The sequence below is a fragment of the Streptomyces sp. NPDC045022 genome (assembly GCF_056432605.1).
This window is the reverse complement of sequence record NZ_JBWKIR010000007.1, coordinates 18489-37385: the sequence shown is the minus strand read 5'-3', so window position 1 is coordinate 37385 and position 18897 is coordinate 18489. Positions and strand designations below refer to the sequence as shown.

The window sequence follows — 18897 nt, the reverse complement described above, 5'->3', positions numbered from 1 at the left end:
CCAGCCTATGTGCTCCACACTGAGCCTATGGTCAGGTAGAAGCTTGACTGACAGACTCACTTGCTCTGGACATTGCCATGGGCCGGTCTCCTTTCGGGCATCCAGCGTATCCTCCTTCTCGTCAGGAAATAGCACATCTCCGTCCACCGCCCATTGGCAAATATTTTTACCTTGAATGGAGTACGTGCCATTTAGAGAATTTGCTGGCCCTGAAATTTCGAGGTGCGATTGGAGGTCGCCATCCGTCCCATCCTGGCGCATCACACCGGACCATTCCCCGTTGAGTGCCACGTCATCTTCTTGGAAAACAGCACTAGCCCACCCGGGTGCGTAGTGCGCAACGGCTAGGCAGACCCCGCCCGTAAGGGCCAGGGCGGATATGATGCCCAATGTGTGAGAGAGTCTCTGTCTGGCAATACTGAGATTCTCAATGCTGTCACCACTCGACAACAGAAAAGCGGTGAGAGTCGCCACCACAGTGACGGCGGCGAGAATCGCTAACGTAAGGGTGCCACCTGGAACGTAATTGGCGATCCTATCTGACAGTAAGCTGCCACTAAGCCCGCCAATGACAGTTGCGCAAATGAGTACTACGATGGCAGTGACAGATCTATTTTGCATTCTCGCCCCCCAGTGAGGGCTTCATTGTAGAGAGTTACCTTGCAGTATTTGGAGGTGTTACCGGATCGGCATGATAAGTACGAGAGGATCGAACAGGACCGGTTTGGGAAACCGTGGTCGGCGGAGCGGCTTTGGGCTGGAGCTGGTTTGGCGAGTGGTAAGCACGACGTTGGGGCCACGCGCTGCGGAGCAGTAGGCCCGAACTCCAGCCGATCCAGTTGCCGAGGGATGATCAACGGTCAGTCCGCCGAAACGTCGTAGCGGATGATGTGGCGATCCCCGGGCAGGACGCTGATCATGACGCGGAGCGGACGACCGTCCTTGTCGTAACCGGTGCGCCGATGGACGGCGACCGGTGTCCCCGCGGGTGGAGCGAGCCTCTCGGACTCCGTGCGAGGTGCCCTGCGGCACTTCTACGCGTCCGTCCTCCTGGACGCCGGGGAGAGCATCAAGGCCCTCGCTGAGCACCTCGGGCACTCCGATCCGGGTCTGACGCTGAAGGTGTACGCGCACCTCATGCCCAGCAGCCGGGACCGCGCCCGGAAGGCTCTCGGCCGCGCCCTCCGGCCGCAATATCCGGGGGACTGGGGGCCCACAGTGGGCCCAGGCCGTGAAAATGCCCCTGAGTCGCGCCGTCTGCGCAGCTCAGGGGCATGATCACGAGCCCTACTTCTTCTTGCCCTGGTTCTTGACCGCCTCGATGGCCGCTGCGGCCGCCTCGGGGTCGAGGTACTTGCCGCCGGGGGTGACCGGCTTGAAGTCCGCGTCGAGTTCGTAGTACAGCGGGATGCCCGTCGGAATGTTCAGGCCCGCGATGTCGGCGTCGGAGATGCCGTCGAGGTGCTTGACCAGGGCGCGCAGGCTGTTGCCGTGGGCCGCGACCAGGACCGTGCGGCCGGCCAGGAGGTCGGGGACGATGCCGTCGTACCAGTAGGGGAGCATGCGGACGACGACGTCCTTGAGGCACTCCGTGCGCGGGCGCAGCTCCGGCGGGATCGTCGCGTAGCGGGCGTCGTTCGCCTGGGAGAACTCCGAGTCGTCCGACAGCGGCGGGGGCGGGGTGTCGTACGAGCGGCGCCAGAGCATGAACTGCTCCTCGCCGAACTCGGCCAGCGTCGCCGCCTTGTCCTTGCCCTGGAGGGCGCCGTAGTGGCGCTCGTTCAGGCGCCATGAACGGTCGACGGGGATCCAGTGGCGGTCCGCGGCCTCGAGGGCCAGCTGGGCCGTGCGGATCGCGCGCTTCTGGAGGGACGTGTGGACCACGTCGGGGAGGAGGTCGGCGTCCTTCAGGAGCTCGCCACCGCGGACTGCCTCCTTCTCGCCCTTCTCGTTCAGGTTGACGTCCACCCAGCCGGTGAACAGGTTCTTCGCGTTCCACTCGCTCTCGCCGTGGCGGAGGAGGATCAGCTTGTACGGTGCGTCGGCCATGGCGTCGAGCCTACCTAAGCGGTCTGGGCGGTGAGGCCCGCGCTCGGGGTGTGGACACGCGGTGGGCACGGCCCGACGTCCGGGCACGACGCCGGCTGACGATTGACGGTTCCTGTTAATGGGGTGGCGGTCCGACAGCCCGCTTATGTAAGTTGTGCTCGCTGCCTGAGACACTTACAACACTGGGGGATCACGAATGTCGCCAGCCACTCTGAGACGCGCTGCCCGGGAAACCGTCTCCGGACTCCCCCGCGAGTTCTGGTGGCTGTGGACCAGCACCCTCGTCAACCGGCTCGGCGGGTTCGTGGCCACGTTCATGGCCCTCTATCTCACCCTCGACCGCGGGTACTCGGCCTCGTACGCCGGTCTCGTCGCCTCCCTGCACGGGTTCGGCGGGGTCGTCTCCTCGCTCGGCGGCGGGGTCATGGCCGACCGGCTGGGACGGCGGCCGACCCTTCTCATCGCCCAGACCGCCACCGCCGCCTCCGTCGCACTGCTCGGCTTCATGACCACCCCGGCCGCCATCGCCGGGGTCGCCTTCCTCGTCGGCATGGCCTCCAACGCCTCCCGGCCGGCCGTGCAGGCGATGATGGCCGACATCGTCCGCCCCGAGGACCGCGTACGCGCCTTCTCCCTGAACTACTGGGCCATCAACCTCGGGTTCGCCGTCTCGTCCACGGCCGCCGGTCTCATCGCCGAGTTCAGCTACCTCGCCGGGTTCCTGATCGAGGCCGGGATGACCCTGGCCTGCGCGCTCGTCGTCTTCCTCAAGGTGCCCGAGTCCCGGCCGGCGGCCGTCGGTGCCAAGGACGCCAAGGACGACGTCAGCCTCGGGACCGTGCTGCGCGACGGCCGGTACATGGCCGTCGTGGGGCTGTCCTTCCTGGTCGCCCTGATCTTCCAGCAGGGGTCGGTGGGACTGCCGGTGGCGATGGGCCGGGCCGGTTTCTCCCCGGCCGACTACGGCCTGGCCATCGCCGTCAACGGCATCCTGATCGTGGTCCTGCAGATCCCCGTGACCCGGTTCATCGAGCACCGTGACCCGCGCACCCTGCTGATCGCCTCCTCGATCCTCGCCGGGTACGGCTTCGGGCTCACCGCCTTCGCCGGGTCGGTCGGCGTCTTCATGCTCACCGTGTGCGTGTGGACCCTGGCCGAGATCGTCAACGCGCCCACCCAGACCGGTCTCGTCGTCCGGCTGTCGCCGGTCCACGGGCGCGGGCGCTACCAGGGCATGTACACGTTGTCGTGGTCCGTCGCCGCGCTGGTCGCCCCCCTGATGTCGGGCGCGGTCATCGACCGGTTCGGCGCCCAGTGGCTGTGGGCGATGTGCGCGGTGGTGGGCACGGTGGCGGGCGCCGGGTACAAGGTGCTCATGCGGCGCCTGCCCGAGGAGGGCCTACCGGTCGCCGTGCGACAGCCGCGGACGGCCGGGTCCGCGCCGGGGCAGGAGCAGGCCGCCTGAGGCAGCCGCGTGGCGAGCGTCACATCCCGCCATGTCACATCCCGCCGGTCCGCTCCGTCACAGAGGTGTAAGCAGCGGCAAGACCACAGGAGCTGACCATGGACGCTCGGCTGAACCTCCACACCAACCCGCTCACCGGCAAGCTGTTCAAGCACTTCAACGCGGCGGGCAAGGTGATCGCGGACTCCACGCTGCCGGCCGCCACGCAGGAGCTGGTGAAGATCCGCGCCAGCCAGATCAACGGGTGCGCGTTCTGCACCGACATGCACACCAAGGACGCCACCGCGGCCGGCGAGACCGCCACCCGCTTGCACCTGGTCGCGACCTGGCGGGAGGCCACGGTGTTCACCGAGGCCGAGCGGGCCGCCCTGGAACTGGCCGAGCAGGGCACCCGGATCGCCGACGCGGCCGGCGGGGTCACGGACGAGGCCTGGGCGAACGCCGTCAAGCACTACGACGAGGAGCAGCTCGCCGCCCTGGTCGCGATCATCGCCCTGATCAACGCCTACAACCGCGCGAACGTCATCGTCCAGCAGCCCGCCGGCGACTACGTGCCCGGCATGTTCGGATGAGCTGATCCAGGGGGGCGTCAGGGATGCATCCGCGCCCCCTTCAGCACCTTGTCCACCCCGTTCCGCGGGCCGTACACCGCCAGCCCGACCAGGTCCAGCCCGGCCGTCGGGACCGCCCGGACCGCCGCGCGGTTGTCGCGGTCGTTGCCCGTCGAGAACAGGTCCGACGTGAACACCGCCCGCGGCAGGGCACGGCTCAGGGCCCTGTCGTGGGCCGCCTTCAGGGTCTCCTTCGTGCCCTCGAAGACCAGTACCGGCTGCCGGAACATCGGCAGGTACGCCACCCCGTCGGCGTCCTCGTACGGCTCTCCGATCACCTCGGGGACCGTCGCGCCCAGGCCGCTGACCAGGAACGCGGTGACGTTCAGGCGCTGCCAGGACTCCAGGTCCTCGCGCAGCAGTACGGCGATCTTCGTGTCGAAACGGATGGGTTCAGCGCTCATGGAATGAGACTGCCGATCGCCGTACGTCGTCGTCTTGTACGTTCTTTGCATGACCACCCGGCAGGAAGTCACCGCGTGGCGTCCCCGGGTGCCGGGTGTCACCGAGGTCTTCCACGCCCACTTCACCGAGTACGCCTATCCGATGCACGTCCATGACGCCTGGACGCTGCTCATCGTGGACGACGGGGCCGTACGGTACGACCTGGACCGGCATGAGCACGGCACCCCGCACGACACCGTCTCGCTGCTGCCGCCGCACGTTCCGCACAACGGCTCCCCGGCCACCCCGGACGGCTTCCGCAAGCGGGTGGTGTACCTCGACAGCAGCCGGCTGGGCGAAGAGCTGATCGGGGCGGCCGTGGACGGGCCCGACCTGCGCGACCCGGTGCTGCGGCGGCGCGTCGGCCGGCTGCACTCGGCCCTCGCCCGGCCCGGTGACGAGCTGGAGGCGGAGAGCCGGCTGACCCTCGTCGGGGAGCGGCTGCGGGACCATCTGCGGCGCCGGACGGAGCCGCCGGGGGTACGCCGCGACCCGGCCCTGGCCCGCCGGTTGCGGGAGCTGCTGGACGCACGGCTGGTCGACGGCGTCTCGCTGGAGGAGGCGGCACGGTTGCTGCACGCCCATCCCGCCCATCTGGTGCGGGCGTTCAGCGGCGCGTACGGCATCGCCCCGCACCAGTACCTGATGTCCCGCCGGGTCGGCCGGGCCCGCCGGTTGCTGCTGGACGGGCTGCCGCCGGGCGAGGTGGCCCCGGTGGCCGGGTTCTACGACCAGGCCCATCTCACCCGGCACTTCAAGAAGCTGGTCGGGGTGACTCCGGGGCGCTACCGCAGCGCGCGCTGAGCCTCGTACAGGTTGGGTGGGCGGACGGCGTCCGTGGTGCCGTACAGCTCCAGCCGGGAGTGCAGGTCACCGGTGAAGTCGGGGACGTCGATCTGGTCGAACTCCGTGACCGCGTTGATGCCGGCCGTCGCCGAGTACGGCGCCAGGCCGTCGATCCTCATCAGGCCCGCGCGGCCGTTGGTGACCCGGATGTTCCAGTGGGTGAAGCGGGCGCCGAAGAGCGGTCCGGCACTGGCGTCGCCGCCGTGGCGGCCGTTGTTGTTCACGGTGATGTCGGTGCGGACGTTGGCGAAGGGCAGCCCGCGGTGGCTGTCGAAGGTGCCCGTCCGCATGTCCCCGCGCGACCAGACGTTGTAGGAGGACAGGCCCTCGACGTTGATGCCGTGCAGCTGTGTGTCCGAGGGGGCGGGCACCGTGCGCTCCTCGATCGTGAAGTCCTCGATCAGGTTGTCGTGGGAGCCCTCGCGGCAGAAGTACGGGTGGTGCGAGCCACGGCCCGCGACCCGGGTGCGGCGCAGGGTGCAGGCGGAGGCGGCGACCAGGCCGAAGCCGTTGTCGACGTGGCGGACCGTGACGTCGTCCACCCAGCAGTCGTAGGCGCACTGGAGGACGACCCCGTTGTAGCCCTTGTCGAGGAGGTGGGGTGACTGCGGGGTCTGCACGGCCTCCAGGGTCAGGCCCTCGACGCCGGAGCCGGTCAACTCGGGGACATGGGTGGTCAGTCGGGGGTCCCACTCCGGGCGTACGTCGAGTGGGAGCGGGCGTTCGAGGGTGACGCGGCGGCCGTAGACGCGGGTGATGCGGACGGGCCACTCGTAGGGCACGTAGGACGTCAGTTTCGTTTTGTCGTCCCAGTGGTAGGCCGCCGGGCCGGGGCCGCCGCCCGCCATGTGCTGGAGGAGGGTGTGGGCGGGGTCGTCGGCGAGGCGGAGGAGGACCAGCTGGCCGGGGCGCAGCCGGGCCGGGTCGGTGACGGTGATCGTGTGGTCGCCCTGGCGGGCCGGCGCGACGGTGGTGAGGGTCGTCCACTCGTCCCGCTTGTTGCCGGTCCAGCCCTCGAAGGGCCAGGCGCGGGACCTGATGGCGGCGACCAGGGAGTCCCAACGTGCCCTCGGGGCGAGCCAGACGAGGCCGCCCGCCCAGGACCAGGAGGACTTGTCGCCGCCGTAGCGGGAGCCGTAGACGCCGATCAGCTCGGTGAGGTTCCTCGTCGCGTACAGCGTGGTACGGCCGCTGCCCGCGCCGCGCAGGACGACGTTCGAGTCACCGACGCGGATGACGTCGTCGATGCGGAAGGTGCCCGGCGGGATGGTGACCGTGCCACCGCCGGCCCTTCCGGCGGCGGCGAGGGCACGGTTGATCGCGGGGGCGGAGTCGGTGCTGCCGTCGGGCACGGCGCCGAAGTCGGTGACGTCGGCGACGACGCGGGGGCGGGGGAAGCGGGTGGCTCCGCCGCGGTGGCCGGACCGGCCGATGTAGGGGATCTGCGGGTGGGTGAACGGGGTGTGCCGGAACTCCTCCCAGAGGGAGGGGACTTCGGCCGCCCGGGCGGTGCCGGTCGCGGCGCCCAGGGCCACCGCCGTCGCGCCCGCGAGCAGGGCCCGTCTGGTGAGGTGCGCGTTGCTCATGTCCACCCGCCCCTTCATCCTCATGCTGATTCATGAATATGAACGTCGTTCAGGAATGCGTTGGCGGTGAGCATGCCACCGCATCCCTCGGACGGGAAAGAGGTCGTACGAAAGAAAGGCGGGTCAGTCGGCCGGGCGTTCGATCAGGTGCTTGAACGCGTCCAGGTTCCGGGTGGACTCGCCGCGGGAGACGCGCCAGGCGTACTCCTTGCGGATCGAGGAGGCGAAGCCCAGTTCCAGGAGGGTGTTGAAGGCGCCGTCGGCGGCTTCCAGGACCTGACCGAGGAGCCGGTCGATCTCGTCCGGGCTGACCGAGGCGAGCGGGAGGCGGGCGGTGACGTAGATGTCGCCCAGGCGGTCGACGGCATAACTCACGCCGTACAGCTTGAGGTTGCGCTCCAGGAGCCAGCGGTGGACGCCGGCCTCGTTCTCGTCGGGGTGACGGATGACGAAGGCGTTGAGGGAGAGGGAGTGGCGGCCGACGAGGAAGGAGACCGTCGTGGAGAGCTTGCGGGTACCGGGGAGTTTGACCACGTAGTTTCCGGTCTCGGGGCTCTCCCACTCCAGTTCGGCGTCCTTGAGGACGGCCTCCAGGACCTGCCCGGCCTTCTCGACGTCACCCATGGTGGGAGCGTACGCGACGGCGGTGGGCCTGGGTCGCGGCCGTGTAGACGTCGGCGGTGGCGGCGGCCGCCGTGTCCCAGCCGAAGGACTGCGCGTGCCGGGCGGCGGCCTGCCCCATGCTCGCCGAGAGGGACGGTTCGTCGGCGAAACGGCCCAGCACGCGCGCGTAGTCGGCCGGGTGGTGGCCGCGCACGAGGAAGCCGGTGTCACCGTCGCGCACGGCCACCGGCAAGCCGCCGACGGAGGCCGCGAGCACCGGGGTGCCGGCCGCCTGCGCCTCTATGGCGACCAGACCGAAGGACTCGCTGTAGGACGGCATGACGAGGACGGACGCGGCCCGGAACCAGTCCGCGAGCTGCTCCTGGCCGACCGGCGGCCGGAACCGTACGACGTCCGCGATGCCGAGCCGGGCGGCGAGCTTCTGCAGCCCCTCCGGTTTGGCGAGCCCGCTGCCGCTGGGGCCGCCGACGACGGGGACGAGGATGCGGGAGCGCAGCTCGGGGCGCTCGTCGAGCAGCACGGCCACCGCGCGCAGGACGATGTCCGGGGCCTTCAGGGGCTGTATGCGGCCCGCGAACAGCGGGATCAGGGCGTCCTGCGGGAGGCCGAGGCGGGCGCGGGCGGCGGCGCGGCCGTCGGCGGGACGGAAGCGGTCGAGGTTCACACCCGGGTGGACGACGGCGACCTTGGCGGGGTCGGCGGCATAGTGCCGGACGAGTTCGCCGGCCTCCTCGGCCGTGTTGGCGATGAGCCGGTCGGCGGCGGAGACGATCTGGGTCTCGCCGATGACCCGGGCGGCGGGCTCGGGGGTGTCGCCGTCGGCCAGGTTGGCGTTCTTGACCTTGGCCATGGTGTGCATGGCGTGCACCAGGGGGACGCCCCAGCGCTGGGCGGCGAGCCAGCCGACGTGACCGGAGAGCCAGTAGTGGGAGTGGACGAGGTCGTAGTGGCCGGGGCGGTGACCGGCCCAGGCCTGCATCACGCCGTGTGTGAAGGCGCACAGCTGGGCCGGGAGGTCCTCCTTGGCGAGGCCCTCGTAGGGGCCCGCGTCGATGTGCCGGACGAGGACGCCGGGGGCCAGCTCGACCGTGGGGGCGAGGCCGCCCGCCGTGGCCCGGGTGAAGATCTCGACCTCGATGTTGATCGCCGCGAGCCGCTGGGCCAGCTCCACGATGTAGACGTTCATGCCGCCGGCGTCGCCGGTGCCGGGCTGGTGGAGCGGGGAGGTGTGCACGGAGAGCATGGCGATCCGGCGGGGCCTTCGGTGCAGCCGGAGCCGGGGGGTGGCCGACGGGGAGCGTCGCCCGAGCCTGCTGACGTACTGGCTCACGTGGCGTTCCTCCTTGCTGCGGGCATGCCGGGCAGAGGACCGAACCGCCCTCCAAGGGGGTCCAACAGCGGATGGGTGCCCCGCCATTTCCCGAACAAGCCGCTTTACCCAATCATTACCTGCGATCAGGCAACGGTGTCCGCCGTGCCCGGCGGGGATCGAGTGCCCCGACGGGCACCGGACCGCCACGGCGCCCACTTACCCTCGTAGGCATGACAGCCCGCACAGCGCTCCTCCCCCACTCTCGGCTTCGCTCGACCGGGGCGACCCCCGTCGTGGGAACGGTGACGCGCGGGACGACCAACCCCAACCGGCTGCGCCGCATGGACCGGTGGATCGCGGCCACGCACGGCGCCGAGCTGCGGCGCGCGGGCGATCCGCTGGCCGTCGACCTGGGATACGGCGCCGCACCCTGGACCGCCGTGGAGCTGCTGCACCGGCTGCGCGCGGCAGCGCCCCGCGCGCGCGTGGTCGGCGTCGAGATCGAACCGGAGCGGGTGGCGGCGGCCGGCCCGTACGAGCGGGACGGGCTGGTCTTCCGGCACGGCGGCTTCGAGATCCCGGTCGCCGGCCGCCCGGTGCTCATCCGGGCCGCCAACGTGCTGCGGCAGTACGACGAGACCGAGGTCGCCGCCGTCTGGGAGCGGCTGTGCGCACGGCTCGCCCCGGCGGACGGCACCTCGCGCGGCGGGCTGCTGGTCGAGGGAACGTGCGACGAGATCGGGCGGCGGCACGTGTGGGTGGCGCTCGGCCCGGAAGGCCCGCGCACGGTCACCTTCGCCACCCGGCTGGGCTCCCTGGACCGCCCCTCCGACCTCGCCGAGCGCCTGCCGAAGGCGCTGATCCACCGCAACGTCCCCGGCGAGCCCGTGCACGCCTTCCTGCGCGACTTCGACCGCGCCTGGGCCGCCGCCGCGCCCTACGCCTCCTACGGCGCCCGTCAGCGCTGGATCCGCACCGTCCGGGACCTCACCGCCGACTGGCCGGTGACGGATTCCGCGGCGCGCTGGCGTCAGGGCGAAGTGACGGTGGCGTGGAGCGCGTTGGCGCCCCTGACCTGACATCACCCTTCCGGGGACGCCGGAACGGAACGATCTCCGTGCGTCGTTCGTCACACCGGCGGGGAGATCGTCGTACTCGCCGGTCACCGGGGGAAATCCGACTTCCGCCGGCCTCTGTCACTTTGCGCGCCGCCGTGGCACGATCCCTCAGGCGACCGTAAGTTACTGACAGTAAATCAGCTTGGGGGAAGTGGTATGGGTACGGGCAAGCGCGGCCTGCTCACGGCCGCCCTGACCGTGGTCTGCGCGGTGACCGTGCTCGCGGCTCCCGGCGCGGCGTTCGCGGCCCCCACCCCCACCCCCTCGTCGAGCGGTTCTGCGGCCACCCCGACGCCGAGCGGTTCGCCGGCCACTCCGACTCCCCCGCCGGACAAGGATCTTGAGCAGGTCCGCGAGAAGCTCGACACGCTGTACCACGACGCGGCCGTCGCCACCGACGCCTACAACGCGGCCGAGGAGAAGGCGAAGAAGCAGTCCGCCGAGATCGTCGCGCTGGCGAAGAAGATCGTCGAGGGACAGCAGAAGCTGAAGAAGCTCAAGGACCAGGCGGGCGCGTCCGCCCGGGCCCAGTACCGCACCGGCGGGCTGTCGCCCACCGCCCAGTTCCTGCTCAGCGACGACCCGGGACAGGTCCTGGACGGGGCCGGACTGGTCTTGCAGGGCCAGCAGGCGGCGAAGAAGCTGCTCGGTGAAATGACCCGCACGCAGAAGGAGTTGCGGGAGTACGCCGACGACGCCTCCGCCCGGTGGAAGAAGCTGGAGGCGGGCCGCAAGGCCAAGGCCGCCGCCAAGAAGAAGATCGAGCAGCAGATCGCCGCCGCCAAGAAACTCGAGTCGAAGCTGGAGAAGAAGCAGCGGGAACGGCTCGCCGAGCTGGAGGAAGAGGCCGCCCGCAAGGCCCAGACCGCCTGGCTGGACACCGGCGCCCTCAAGGACGTCGACGGCAAGGCCTCCGTGCAGGGCAAGCAGGCCGTGCGGTTCGCCACCGCCCAGCTCGGCAAGCCCTACGTGTGGGGCGCCGAGGGGCCGGACGCCTTCGACTGCTCGGGACTGACCTCCCAGGCCTGGGCGGCGGCCGGCCACCCCGTTCCGCGCACCTCGCAGGAACAGTGGAAGCAGCTGAAGCACGTCGCCACCAAGGACATGCGCCCCGGCGACCTCGTCATCTACTTCGACGACGCCAGCCATGTCGCCCTGTACATCGGGGACGGCACGATCATCCACGCCCCGCGCCCCGGGCGGACGGTGACGGTCGCGGGCGCCGGCTCGATGCCGATCCTGGGTGTCGTACGCCCCGACGCGTGAGGCGCGTCATGAAGCGGGGGGACGGGCCGCGTCATTCGGCCATACCCCCGGTGACGCACGTCATGTGACGCACCGCACGGCCGCTCGCCGCCCAAACCGGGCCAGGACGTGAGCTTCGTCATCCCCTCCGGGCCCTCACCGTGTCCAACTGCGGTACGGAAAGCGGCATATGACAGCGGTCTGCACGGGAGCGACGCGGCTCACACCATTCCATCGGGGCGGGCACAGCCGCTATGGTCACCCGTCGGTGGGTCGAGACCCCTCGACGCGCCGTGCCCTCGGGGGGAGGGAAGGAACCCAAGACGATGCCCGTACCCGTACCGCGGCAGAGAGCGATCCCGGCCGTGGAGAGTGGTCAGGCGCAGGCCGCCTCCGCAGTCGGCGGCCCCCTCAAGGAAGAGGCCCACCGCGACGCCACGCCCACCAGCGGCACCGGCGCCACTCTCACCCTGCTGATGATCGAGGACGACCCGGCCGCCTCGCCGATCGTGCCCGGCCTGCTGGACTGGGCCGGCAAGCCGATCCGCGTCCGCACCGCCCGCAACCTCACCGAGGCCGAGCGGCTGCTCACCGACGACGTCCACTGCATCCTGCTGGACCTCGCGCTCCCGGCCCCGGGAGGCAGCGACGCGGACGACGAGCTGGCCGTGCTCAAGCACGTGCTGCAGCTCGCGCCGCGGCACGCCGTGCTCGCGCTGACCGCTTCCGCCGACGCCGAGCGCGGCGCCGAGGCCGTGCGCGTGGGCGCCCAGGACTACCTCTTCCGGGACGAGCTGGACGGCCGTCTGCTCAGCCGCGCCATCCGGTACGCGGTGGAGCGGAAGCGGTCCGACACCGCCGAGCGCCGGCTCGCCGAGGGCAAGCTGCGCGCGCAGGAGAACCGCCGTCTGGAGCGCGGTCTGCTGCCCACCCCGCTGCTGGAGGGCTCCTCGCTGCGCTTCGCCGCGCGCTACCGCCCCGGCCGCTCCCGGGCCCTGCTCGGCGGCGACTTCTACGACGCCGTCCGCACCCCGGACGGCACCGTGCACGCCATGATCGGTGACGTCTGCGGCCACGGCCCGGACGAGGCCGCGCTCGGCGTGGAGCTGCGCATCGCCTGGCGGGCACTGACCCTGGCCGGGCTGTGCGGGGACGAGTTGCTGAGCACGCTGCAGGAGGTGCTGGAGCACGAACGCGCCGACGAGGAGATCTTCGCGACGCTGTGCACGGTGGACATCGCCCCCGACGGCCGCCGCGCGGGCCTGTGCCTGGCCGGTCATCCGGCGCCGCTGATCGCCCGCCCCGGCCGGCCCGCGCGGCTGCTGCCGTACGACAACAACGGCCCCGCCCTCGGCCTGCTGCCCGGCGCCCGCTGGCCGCGCATGCAGGTGGAGCTGGGCGCCGAGTGGAGCCTGATGCTCTACACCGACGGCCTGATCGAGGGCCGGGTCGGTGCGGACGGGGACCGGCTCGGCCAGGACGGCATGGTGCAGATGATCCGCCGCCAGCTCTCCGAGGGGCTGCGGGGCGAGGAGTTGCTGCGGGCCGCGGTGCACGAGGTACGCGACCTCAATGGCGGTGAGCTGACGGACGACGTGGCGGTCGTGCTGCTGGACCGGACCGGCTGAGCGGCGGCCCGCCGTTCGTGGACCGGACCGGCTGAGCGGCGGCCCGCCGTTCATGGACCGGACCGGCTGAGCGGCGGCCCGCCGTTCATGGACCGGTCGCACGCCGGTTTCCGGTCCGCTGTGGCCGGCCGCGCGGTTCCCCGCGCCCGCTGCGGGGCGCTTCAGCGACCGCCGTTCCACGGGCCGTAGGGACCGTCGCTGCTGCTTCCGCCGCGGCGGCGGCCCCACCCGCGGCCGCCGGAGACCTGCTGGAGCGCCGGGCGGACGTCCACGAAGAAGACGATCGTGGCCACCAGACCCGCCAGCTGCAGGAACAGCATCGGAACCAACAGGTTCACCGCGACCACGACACCCAGGATGATCAGCCAGAAGCCCTTGTTCTGCTTGTCGGCGGCGCGGTAGGCGTCCTCGCGGAACAGCGCGGCCATCACGAAGGCCACCACGGCCATGGCCAGCATGGCGGTGAAGACCAGCCACATGAGGCCGCCGAATGCCGTCATCAGCACAATGCCCACCACCTGAGTCGAGTCGTCGCTACAGCCACCGTACCCACCCAACGGGCCGGACACCCCGAAGGTGCCCGGCCCGTACGCGCCTCGTCGGTCACGGTCACTTGGCCGGCGGGGTCGTCTTCTTCGCGGTGGTGCCGTTCTTGCGGGGGGCCGGTGCCTTCTTCGCCACGGGCTTCGTCTCCGCCGCGGGCTCGGTCCTGGGCCCGGCCGGCTTCGGCTCGTCGCTGACCTCGACCGGATCGGGCTTGCCCTCGACAGCGATGGCCAGGTCCTCGATCTCCTCGGCGGCCTCGCCGCGCCAGGTCTTCACGGCCTGCTCCCCGTGCTCGGCGACCTTCTCGTAGGTCTCGCGGGCCCTGACGGCGTACTCGGCGGCGACGCCGACACCGCGCAGGGCGAGGTCCTGGGCGGTCTCACCGAGCTTCTTCAGGTCGACGTCGAGGGTGCCGAAGAACTCGTTGACCCTGGTCTGGAGGGTCTCCTGCGCCTCCTTGGCCCGGGCCGCGGCCTTCTCCTGCACGGCCTTCGGGTCGGTGTTGCGCACGGCCTCGATGCGGGCCGGGGCCTCGGCGCGCAGCTGCTCGACCAGGCCGGGCACCTTCCGGGCCTGCTGGAGGGCGAGGTCGGCGGTGCCGGCGGCGAAGTAGAGCGGGGTCGGGTCGCTGAGGGTCTTGCGCAGGTCGTCGGTGATGGCCATGGTGATGGTCCTCCCGGATTCGCGTTCGGCTGAGGTTGGTGTGGTCCGCGGTGGGGCGGCCGGCGCCCTGGTCCGGTTACCCGGCCGTCCGCCGCGGACCGGCATCGTCTTCGTCGGCCGTGCGGGTGCCGCGCACGGCGGTGCCGCCGGTGCCCTCGTCCGTGAACCCCGCGCCGTTCTCGTCGTCCTCGTCCGCGGCGGGCTCGCCGATCCCGAATCCGTTCTCTTTCCGGAAGGACTCGTAGATCTGGAGCAGCACCTGCTTCTGCCGCTCGTTGAGCGAGGGATCGGCGAGGATGACGGCGCGCGTCTCCACTTCATCCCGGTCCCGCTCGGCGTCGAGGATCCCGGCGCGGACGTACAAGGTCTCGGCGGAGATGCGCAGGGCCTTGGCGACCTGCTGGAGCACCTCCGCGCTCGGCTTGCGCAGCCCGCGCTCGATCTGGCTCAGGTACGGATTGGACACCCCGGCGGCGTCGGCGAGTTGCCGCAGCGACAGCTGGGCGTTGCGCCGCTGCTCGCGCAGGTACTCACCGAGATTGCCGACGTTCAGCGATGCCATGCCTCCACCTTGCCCCACCTTCGCTAACAATTGCAAGCACCCGCTTGCAATTGTGTGTCGAAGCGGAACGGGCTTCGGCGGGGACCGGTCAGAATTCGAGAAGCACCGCGCGTGGCGCTGCGGCTAGCGTGTCGGGGGCGGCCCCCCCAGAGACGGAGAGACGATGACCACGACCACGAGGACCCACGCCCCGGCGTCCGCGCCGGACCTCGCCGACCGCCACGACCTGATCCGGGTGCAGGGCGCGCGGGAGAACAACCTCAAGGACGTCAGCGTCGAGATCCCCAAGCGCCGGCTGACGGTGTTCACCGGCGTCTCCGGCTCGGGCAAGAGCTCCCTGGTGTTCGACACCATCGCCGCGGAGTCGCAGCGGCTGATCAACGAGACCTACAGCGCCTTCGTACAGGGCTTCATGCCGACGCTGGCGCGGCCCGACGTCGACGTCCTCGACGGGCTCACCACCGCGATCATCGTCGACCAGCAGCGGATGGGCGCCGACCCCCGGTCCACCGTCGGCACCGCCACCGACGCCAACGCGATGCTGCGCATCCTCTTCAGCCGCCTCGGCACCCCGCACATCGGCTCGCCCAAGGCGTTCTCCTTCAACGTCGCCTCGATCAGCGGAGCGGGCGCGGTCACCCTGGAGCGCGGCGGGCAGACCGTCAAGGAGCGGCGCGAGTTCAGCATCGTCGGCGGCATGTGCCCGCGCTGCGAGGGCCGCGGCTCGGTCACCGACATCGACCTCACCCAGCTCTTCGACGACTCCAAGTCCCTGAGCGAGGGCGCCCTGACCATCCCCGGCTACAAGCCCGGCGGCTGGAACCACCGCCTCTACACCGAGTCCGGCCTCTTCGACCCGGACAAGCCGATCCGCACGTTCACCAAGAGGCAGCTGCACGACTTCCTGCACCGCGAGCCGGCCAGGATGAAGATCGCGGGCATCAACATGACCTACGAGGGACTCGTCCCGCGGATCCAGAAGTCGATGCTCGCCAAGGACCGGGAGGCGATGCAGCCGCACATCCGGGAGTTCGTGGACCGGGCGGTCACCTTCACCACCTGTCCCGAGTGCGAGGGCACCCGGCTGAGCGAGGCGGCCCGGTCGTCGAAGATCCAGGGCGTCAGCATCGCCGACGCCTGCGCCATGCAGATCAGCGACCTGGCGGAATGGGTGCGCGGCCTGGCCGAGCCGTCCGTGGCGCCGCTGCTCACCTCGCTGGGCGACACCCTCGACTCGTTCGTCGAGATCGGCCTCGGCTACCTCTCGCTCGACCGTCCCGCGGGCACGCTCTCGGGCGGCGAGGCGCAGCGCGTCAAGATGATCCGGCACCTCGGCTCCTCGCTCACCGACGTCACCTACGTCTTCGACGAGCCCACCATCGGCCTGCACCCGCACGACATCCAGCGGATGAACGACCTGCTGCTGCGCCTGCGCGACAAGGGCAACACCGTGCTGGTCGTGGAGCACAAGCCGGAGGCGATCGCGATCGCCGACCATGTCGTCGACCTCGGTCCCGGCGCGGGCACGGCGGGCGGCACCGTCTGCTTCGAGGGCACCGTCGAGGGGCTGCGGGCCAGCGGCACCCTCACCGGCCGCCATCTCGACGACCGGGCCGCCCTGAAGGAGACGGTGCGCAAGCCGACCGGCGCGCTGGAGATCCGTGGCGCCACGACGCACAACCTGCGGGGCGTCGACGTCGACATCCCACTCGGCGTGCTCGCCGTCGTCACCGGTGTCGCCGGCTCGGGCAAGAGTTCCCTCGTGCACGGGTCGATCCCGGCCGGCGAGGGCGTGGTGTCGATCGACCAGACCCCGATCCGCGGCTCGCGCCGGAGCAACCCGGCGACGTACACCGGACTGCTCGAGCCGATCCGCAAGGCCTTCGCCAAGGCCAACGGCGTGAAGCCCGCACTGTTCAGCGCCAACTCCGAGGGCGCCTGCCCCACCTGCAACGGCGCCGGCGTCGTCTACACCGACCTGGCGATGATGGCCGGCGTCGCCACCACCTGCGAGGAGTGCGAGGGCAAGCGGTTCGAGGCCTCGGTGCTGGAGTACCACCTCGGCGGCCGGGACATCAGCGAGGTGCTGGCGATGTCGGTGACCGAGGCCGAGGAGTTCTTCGGCGCCGGCGAGGCGCGCACCCCCGCCGCCCACCGGATCCTGCGGAACATGGCCGACGTGGGCCTCGGCTACCTCACCCTCGGCCAGCCGCTCACCACGCTCTCCGGCGGTGAGCGGCAGCGGCTGAAGCTGGCCACCCACATGGCCGAGAAGGGCGGTGTCTACGTCCTCGACGAGCCGACCACCGGCCTCCACCTCGCCGATGTCGAACAACTGCTCGGCCTGCTCGACCGGCTCGTCGACTCCGGCAAGTCCGTCATCGTCATCGAGCACCACCAGGCGGTCATGGCCCACGCCGACTGGATCATCGACCTCGGCCCGGGCGCCGGCCACGACGGCGGCCGCGTCGTCTTCGAGGGCACCCCGGCCGACCTCGTCGCCGCCCGCTCCACCCTCACGGGCGAACACCTCGCGGACTACGTCGGCGCCTGAGCCGGCCCCTCCGTCGGTTACCCGGCCGGCAGCGAAGCGCAGTCCGACCAGGCCGGGCGGCTCAGCAGGGGACGGAAGTCGGTGAAGAGGGAGAGGAGAGCGGGCCCCCACTGGCCGCGGAATTCCGGGTCCACGCAGGCCAGGTCCAGTTCGTTGGCGGCGGTCAGTTCGGCGACGTCCCGGCGCGGACCGGACTCGGGGAGATGGGCACGGCCGGTGAAGCGGTCGTGGAAGAGGCCGTCGGCCGCGGGGAGCGCCGGATAGGTGGCCTTCCGGTCGCAGGACGCGTAGAGGTACACGATCGATTCGGCCTCCGTGCCGATGATCGCCGCGAGGTCGGTACGGCGGTCCAGGGGGAGGAGAGCCGTGGGGAAGCCGTCGGTGCCGTAGCAGGCGTGGCACAGGCCCGCGAGGCGAAGGGCCGGTCGGGCGCCCCAGTCGGCGAGGCGCCGTTCGACGCGCCGGAGGTGGGCGAGGAGGGTGCCGCCCGGGTGGGCGAGACCGGCGGCACCCAGGTCGCGCAGGAGGGCGACCGCCTGAGCGGATGCGGCCGGTGCGGCCGGCTCCTGGGACGTGGACACGGTGTTTCCTCCGTCCGGCTCTCGGCGGTGGCAGGGATCCGCCGGCGGCCCTACCGGGCCTGGTTCGGGTCTGCCGATCATCCGGGGGCATCGGCACTCCGGTCAATCCTCGGGATCTCTTCGCACACCCAAGCTCCGGCTCGACTTCGGCGAGCCACTCGCCGCGTACAGCAACTCCCGGATTCCCTGCTCCTGTTCGGCCCCCTCGCTCCACACGAGCCGCAGTCGCAGGTCGAAGGTGGGCAGCGGCAGGCGGACCAGGCGGCCGGCGGACCAGGGCGTCGGCGACGGCGACGGCGACGGCGAAGCGCGGTAGCAGGGCGGGACCGAGACCCTGCTCCGCCCAGGCCGGCAGCACCGGGACGCCACCGTGCCGGGCTCAGCGGCCGGCTGACCCGAGCCACTCCTCCAGCGTCCCGAAGTCGGCCTCCGTGAGCCCGTACCGGTGGTCGACCCGGTGCAGCAGGGCCGGACCGGGATGGTGGACGGCGGTCCAGGCGCGGTCCGCCTCGGTGATCTCGTCGTCCACCCAGATGAAGGGCCGGCCCGCCGCCCAGGCGACCAGCGGCCGGGTCTTCCAGTGCCGCAGACCGGGCGGCGCGTTCTCGTCCGGCCACTCCACGACCGGCAGCGGGGGCAGGCCCAGCCAGGGTCCGAGGCAGGAGTTGGCGTCGTCCATCCAGGTCGTGGCCCACACCAGCTCGCAACCCAGCGCGGCGAGCCGGGCGCCGAGCGCCGGGTCGACGCGGCGCAGCAGCGGGTGCGTGGCGGCGACGGCCGGCGGGCCCGCGTACACCCGGTAGGCCCGGTCCGCCGCCCCGAACGGGATGAGCGGGCCGTCGACGTCGAGGAAGAGCAGCGTCACGGTCCAGGGTCAGCCCTGCGAACCCGGCACGTCCAGATCGGCTGAGCCCTGTGCCGTGAGGATCTCGTCGATCCCGGTGCGGTGGGCCTTCTCCCAGTAGTCCAGGGTCTCGGTGGCCTCCTTGGCGAGTCCGGCGTGCGCGGCCACCAACCTCCGCCCCGCGGGCGGCCGGTACGACGACCACGCCGGGCGGGCAGC

The 18897-nt window shown here is 71.1% G+C and carries 18 protein-coding genes and 2 pseudogenes; 8 read left to right on the top strand and 12 right to left on the bottom strand.

The window, feature by feature from the left end:
• Nucleotides 1–860: 860 nt before the first annotated feature.
• Nucleotides 861–968 (bottom strand): annotated as a pseudogene (locus AC07C1_RS14825) (hypothetical protein); the annotation flags it as partial.
• Between the two features lie 52 nt (nt 969–1020).
• On the opposite strand from AC07C1_RS14825, the pseudogene AC07C1_RS14820 reads away from it, so the two are divergent.
• A pseudogene (locus AC07C1_RS14820) lies at nt 1021–1278 on the top strand (tyrosine-type recombinase/integrase); the annotation flags it as partial.
• Nucleotides 1279–1287: 9 nt separating this feature from the next.
• On the opposite strand, the gene AC07C1_RS14815 reads toward AC07C1_RS14820, so the two are convergent.
• Complete coding sequence (locus AC07C1_RS14815) at nt 1288–2049, bottom strand: phosphoglyceromutase (protein ID WP_478939075.1); 762 nt, start codon at nt 2047–2049, stop codon at nt 1288–1290.
• Nucleotides 2050–2245: 196 nt separating this feature from the next.
• Here AC07C1_RS14815 and AC07C1_RS14810 point away from each other — a divergent pair, with 196 nt between their 5' ends.
• Nucleotides 2246–3514: an MDR family MFS transporter gene (locus tag AC07C1_RS14810; protein ID WP_478939074.1), complete on the top strand. Its 1269-nt coding sequence runs from the start codon at nt 2246–2248 to the stop codon at nt 3512–3514.
• Between the two features lie 98 nt (nt 3515–3612).
• The gene (locus tag AC07C1_RS14805; protein WP_478939073.1) at nt 3613–4086 is read left to right on the top strand and encodes a carboxymuconolactone decarboxylase family protein; all 474 of its coding nucleotides are present in this window, start codon (nt 3613–3615) and stop codon (nt 4084–4086) included.
• A 17-nt stretch (nt 4087–4103) separates the two neighbouring features.
• On the opposite strand, the gene AC07C1_RS14800 is transcribed toward AC07C1_RS14805, so the two are convergent.
• Entirely contained in the window at nt 4104–4580 is a 477-nt protein-coding gene (locus AC07C1_RS14800; protein WP_478939072.1) for a DUF2000 family protein, read from the bottom strand.
• On the opposite strand from AC07C1_RS14800, the gene AC07C1_RS14795 reads away from it, so the two are divergent.
• A complete protein-coding gene (locus tag AC07C1_RS14795) occupies nt 4579–5373 on the top strand; it encodes a helix-turn-helix transcriptional regulator (RefSeq protein WP_478939071.1) in 795 nt (264 codons plus the stop codon). The two genes, AC07C1_RS14800 and AC07C1_RS14795, sit on opposite strands and share 2 nt — an antisense overlap.
• Here the strand turns inward: AC07C1_RS14795 and AC07C1_RS14790 are convergent.
• The 3 genes from AC07C1_RS14790 to mshA form a co-directional block, all read right to left on the bottom strand.
• Nucleotides 5355–7001 (bottom strand): glycosyl hydrolase family 28-related protein, encoded by a 1647-nt coding sequence (locus AC07C1_RS14790; RefSeq protein ID WP_478939070.1) that lies wholly within the window; start codon nt 6999–7001, stop codon nt 5355–5357. The genes AC07C1_RS14795 and AC07C1_RS14790 overlap by 19 nt on opposite strands.
• Nucleotides 7002–7124: 123 nt before the next feature.
• Entirely contained in the window at nt 7125–7625 is a 501-nt protein-coding gene (locus tag AC07C1_RS14785) for a type III secretion system chaperone family protein (protein WP_478939069.1), read from the bottom strand.
• On the bottom strand, nt 7618–8955 hold the full coding sequence (mshA, locus tag AC07C1_RS14780; protein WP_478939068.1) for a D-inositol-3-phosphate glycosyltransferase: 1338 nt from the start codon (nt 8953–8955) through the stop codon (nt 7618–7620). The genes AC07C1_RS14785 and mshA overlap by 8 nt, the downstream gene beginning before the upstream one ends.
• Before the next feature lie 275 nt (nt 8956–9230).
• Here mshA and AC07C1_RS14775 point away from each other — a divergent pair, with 275 nt between their 5' ends.
• The 3 genes from AC07C1_RS14775 to AC07C1_RS14765 all read left to right on the top strand — a co-directional run bounded on the left by AC07C1_RS14775 (nt 9231) and on the right by AC07C1_RS14765 (nt 12928).
• Nucleotides 9231–10016 carry a class I SAM-dependent methyltransferase gene (locus tag AC07C1_RS14775; protein ID WP_478939431.1) on the top strand — a complete coding sequence of 262 codons (786 nt, stop codon included), beginning with the start codon at nt 9231–9233 and terminating at the stop codon, nt 10014–10016.
• Between the two features lie 195 nt (nt 10017–10211).
• Entirely contained in the window at nt 10212–11321 is a 1110-nt protein-coding gene (locus AC07C1_RS14770) for a C40 family peptidase (protein ID WP_478939067.1), read from the top strand.
• 305 nt (nt 11322–11626) lie between these two features.
• Complete coding sequence (locus AC07C1_RS14765; protein ID WP_478939066.1) at nt 11627–12928, top strand: PP2C family protein-serine/threonine phosphatase; 1302 nt, start codon at nt 11627–11629, stop codon at nt 12926–12928.
• A 161-nt stretch (nt 12929–13089) separates the two neighbouring features.
• Here the strand turns inward: AC07C1_RS14765 and AC07C1_RS14760 are convergent, their stop codons facing one another.
• From AC07C1_RS14760 to AC07C1_RS14750, 3 genes are all read right to left on the bottom strand, one after another.
• Nucleotides 13090–13434 carry a DUF2516 family protein gene (locus AC07C1_RS14760; protein ID WP_478939429.1) on the bottom strand — a complete coding sequence of 115 codons (345 nt, stop codon included), beginning with the start codon at nt 13432–13434 and terminating at the stop codon, nt 13090–13092.
• Between the two features lie 103 nt (nt 13435–13537).
• Nucleotides 13538–14137 carry a hypothetical protein gene (locus tag AC07C1_RS14755; RefSeq protein ID WP_478939065.1) on the bottom strand — a complete coding sequence of 200 codons (600 nt, stop codon included), beginning with the start codon at nt 14135–14137 and terminating at the stop codon, nt 13538–13540.
• Nucleotides 14138–14213: 76 nt separating this feature from the next.
• Nucleotides 14214–14699 (bottom strand): helix-turn-helix domain-containing protein, encoded by a 486-nt coding sequence (locus AC07C1_RS14750; protein WP_478939064.1) that lies wholly within the window; start codon nt 14697–14699, stop codon nt 14214–14216.
• Between the two features lie 163 nt (nt 14700–14862).
• Here AC07C1_RS14750 and AC07C1_RS14745 point away from each other — a divergent pair, with 163 nt between their 5' ends.
• Nucleotides 14863–17253: an ATP-binding cassette domain-containing protein gene (locus tag AC07C1_RS14745; protein ID WP_478939063.1), complete on the top strand. Its 2391-nt coding sequence runs from the start codon at nt 14863–14865 to the stop codon at nt 17251–17253.
• A gap of 17 nt (nt 17254–17270) precedes the next feature.
• On the opposite strand, the gene AC07C1_RS14740 is transcribed toward AC07C1_RS14745, so the two are convergent.
• From AC07C1_RS14740 to AC07C1_RS14730, 3 genes are all read right to left on the bottom strand, one after another.
• Complete coding sequence (locus AC07C1_RS14740; protein WP_478939062.1) at nt 17271–17834, bottom strand: DUF6817 domain-containing protein; 564 nt, start codon at nt 17832–17834, stop codon at nt 17271–17273.
• A 379-nt stretch (nt 17835–18213) separates the two neighbouring features.
• Nucleotides 18214–18699: an HAD domain-containing protein gene (locus AC07C1_RS14735; RefSeq protein WP_478939061.1), complete on the bottom strand. Its 486-nt coding sequence runs from the start codon at nt 18697–18699 to the stop codon at nt 18214–18216.
• A gap of 9 nt (nt 18700–18708) precedes the next feature.
• Nucleotides 18709–18846: a hypothetical protein gene (locus AC07C1_RS14730; protein WP_478939060.1), complete on the bottom strand. Its 138-nt coding sequence runs from the start codon at nt 18844–18846 to the stop codon at nt 18709–18711.
• Between the last annotated feature and the right edge of the window lie 51 nt (nt 18847–18897).

Coding starts and splice junctions, on each gene's coding strand:
- AC07C1_RS14810 (WP_478939074.1), top strand. CDS start 2,246: ATGTCGCCAGCCACTCTGAGACGCGCTGCCCGGGAAACCGTCTCCGGA.
- AC07C1_RS14815 (WP_478939075.1), bottom strand. CDS start 2,049: ATGGCCGACGCACCGTACAAGCTGATCCTCCTCCGCCACGGCGAGAGC.
- AC07C1_RS14805 (WP_478939073.1), top strand. CDS start 3,613: ATGGACGCTCGGCTGAACCTCCACACCAACCCGCTCACCGGCAAGCTG.
- AC07C1_RS14750 (WP_478939064.1), bottom strand. CDS start 14,699: ATGGCATCGCTGAACGTCGGCAATCTCGGTGAGTACCTGCGCGAGCAG.
- AC07C1_RS14745 (WP_478939063.1), top strand. CDS start 14,863: ATGACCACGACCACGAGGACCCACGCCCCGGCGTCCGCGCCGGACCTC.
- AC07C1_RS14790 (WP_478939070.1), bottom strand. CDS start 7,001: ATGAGCAACGCGCACCTCACCAGACGGGCCCTGCTCGCGGGCGCGACG.
- AC07C1_RS14770 (WP_478939067.1), top strand. CDS start 10,212: ATGGGTACGGGCAAGCGCGGCCTGCTCACGGCCGCCCTGACCGTGGTC.
- AC07C1_RS14795 (WP_478939071.1), top strand. CDS start 4,579: ATGACCACCCGGCAGGAAGTCACCGCGTGGCGTCCCCGGGTGCCGGGT.
- AC07C1_RS14765 (WP_478939066.1), top strand. CDS start 11,627: ATGCCCGTACCCGTACCGCGGCAGAGAGCGATCCCGGCCGTGGAGAGT.
- AC07C1_RS14755 (WP_478939065.1), bottom strand. CDS start 14,137: ATGGCCATCACCGACGACCTGCGCAAGACCCTCAGCGACCCGACCCCG.
- AC07C1_RS14800 (WP_478939072.1), bottom strand. CDS start 4,580: ATGCAAAGAACGTACAAGACGACGACGTACGGCGATCGGCAGTCTCAT.
- AC07C1_RS14785 (WP_478939069.1), bottom strand. CDS start 7,625: ATGGGTGACGTCGAGAAGGCCGGGCAGGTCCTGGAGGCCGTCCTCAAG.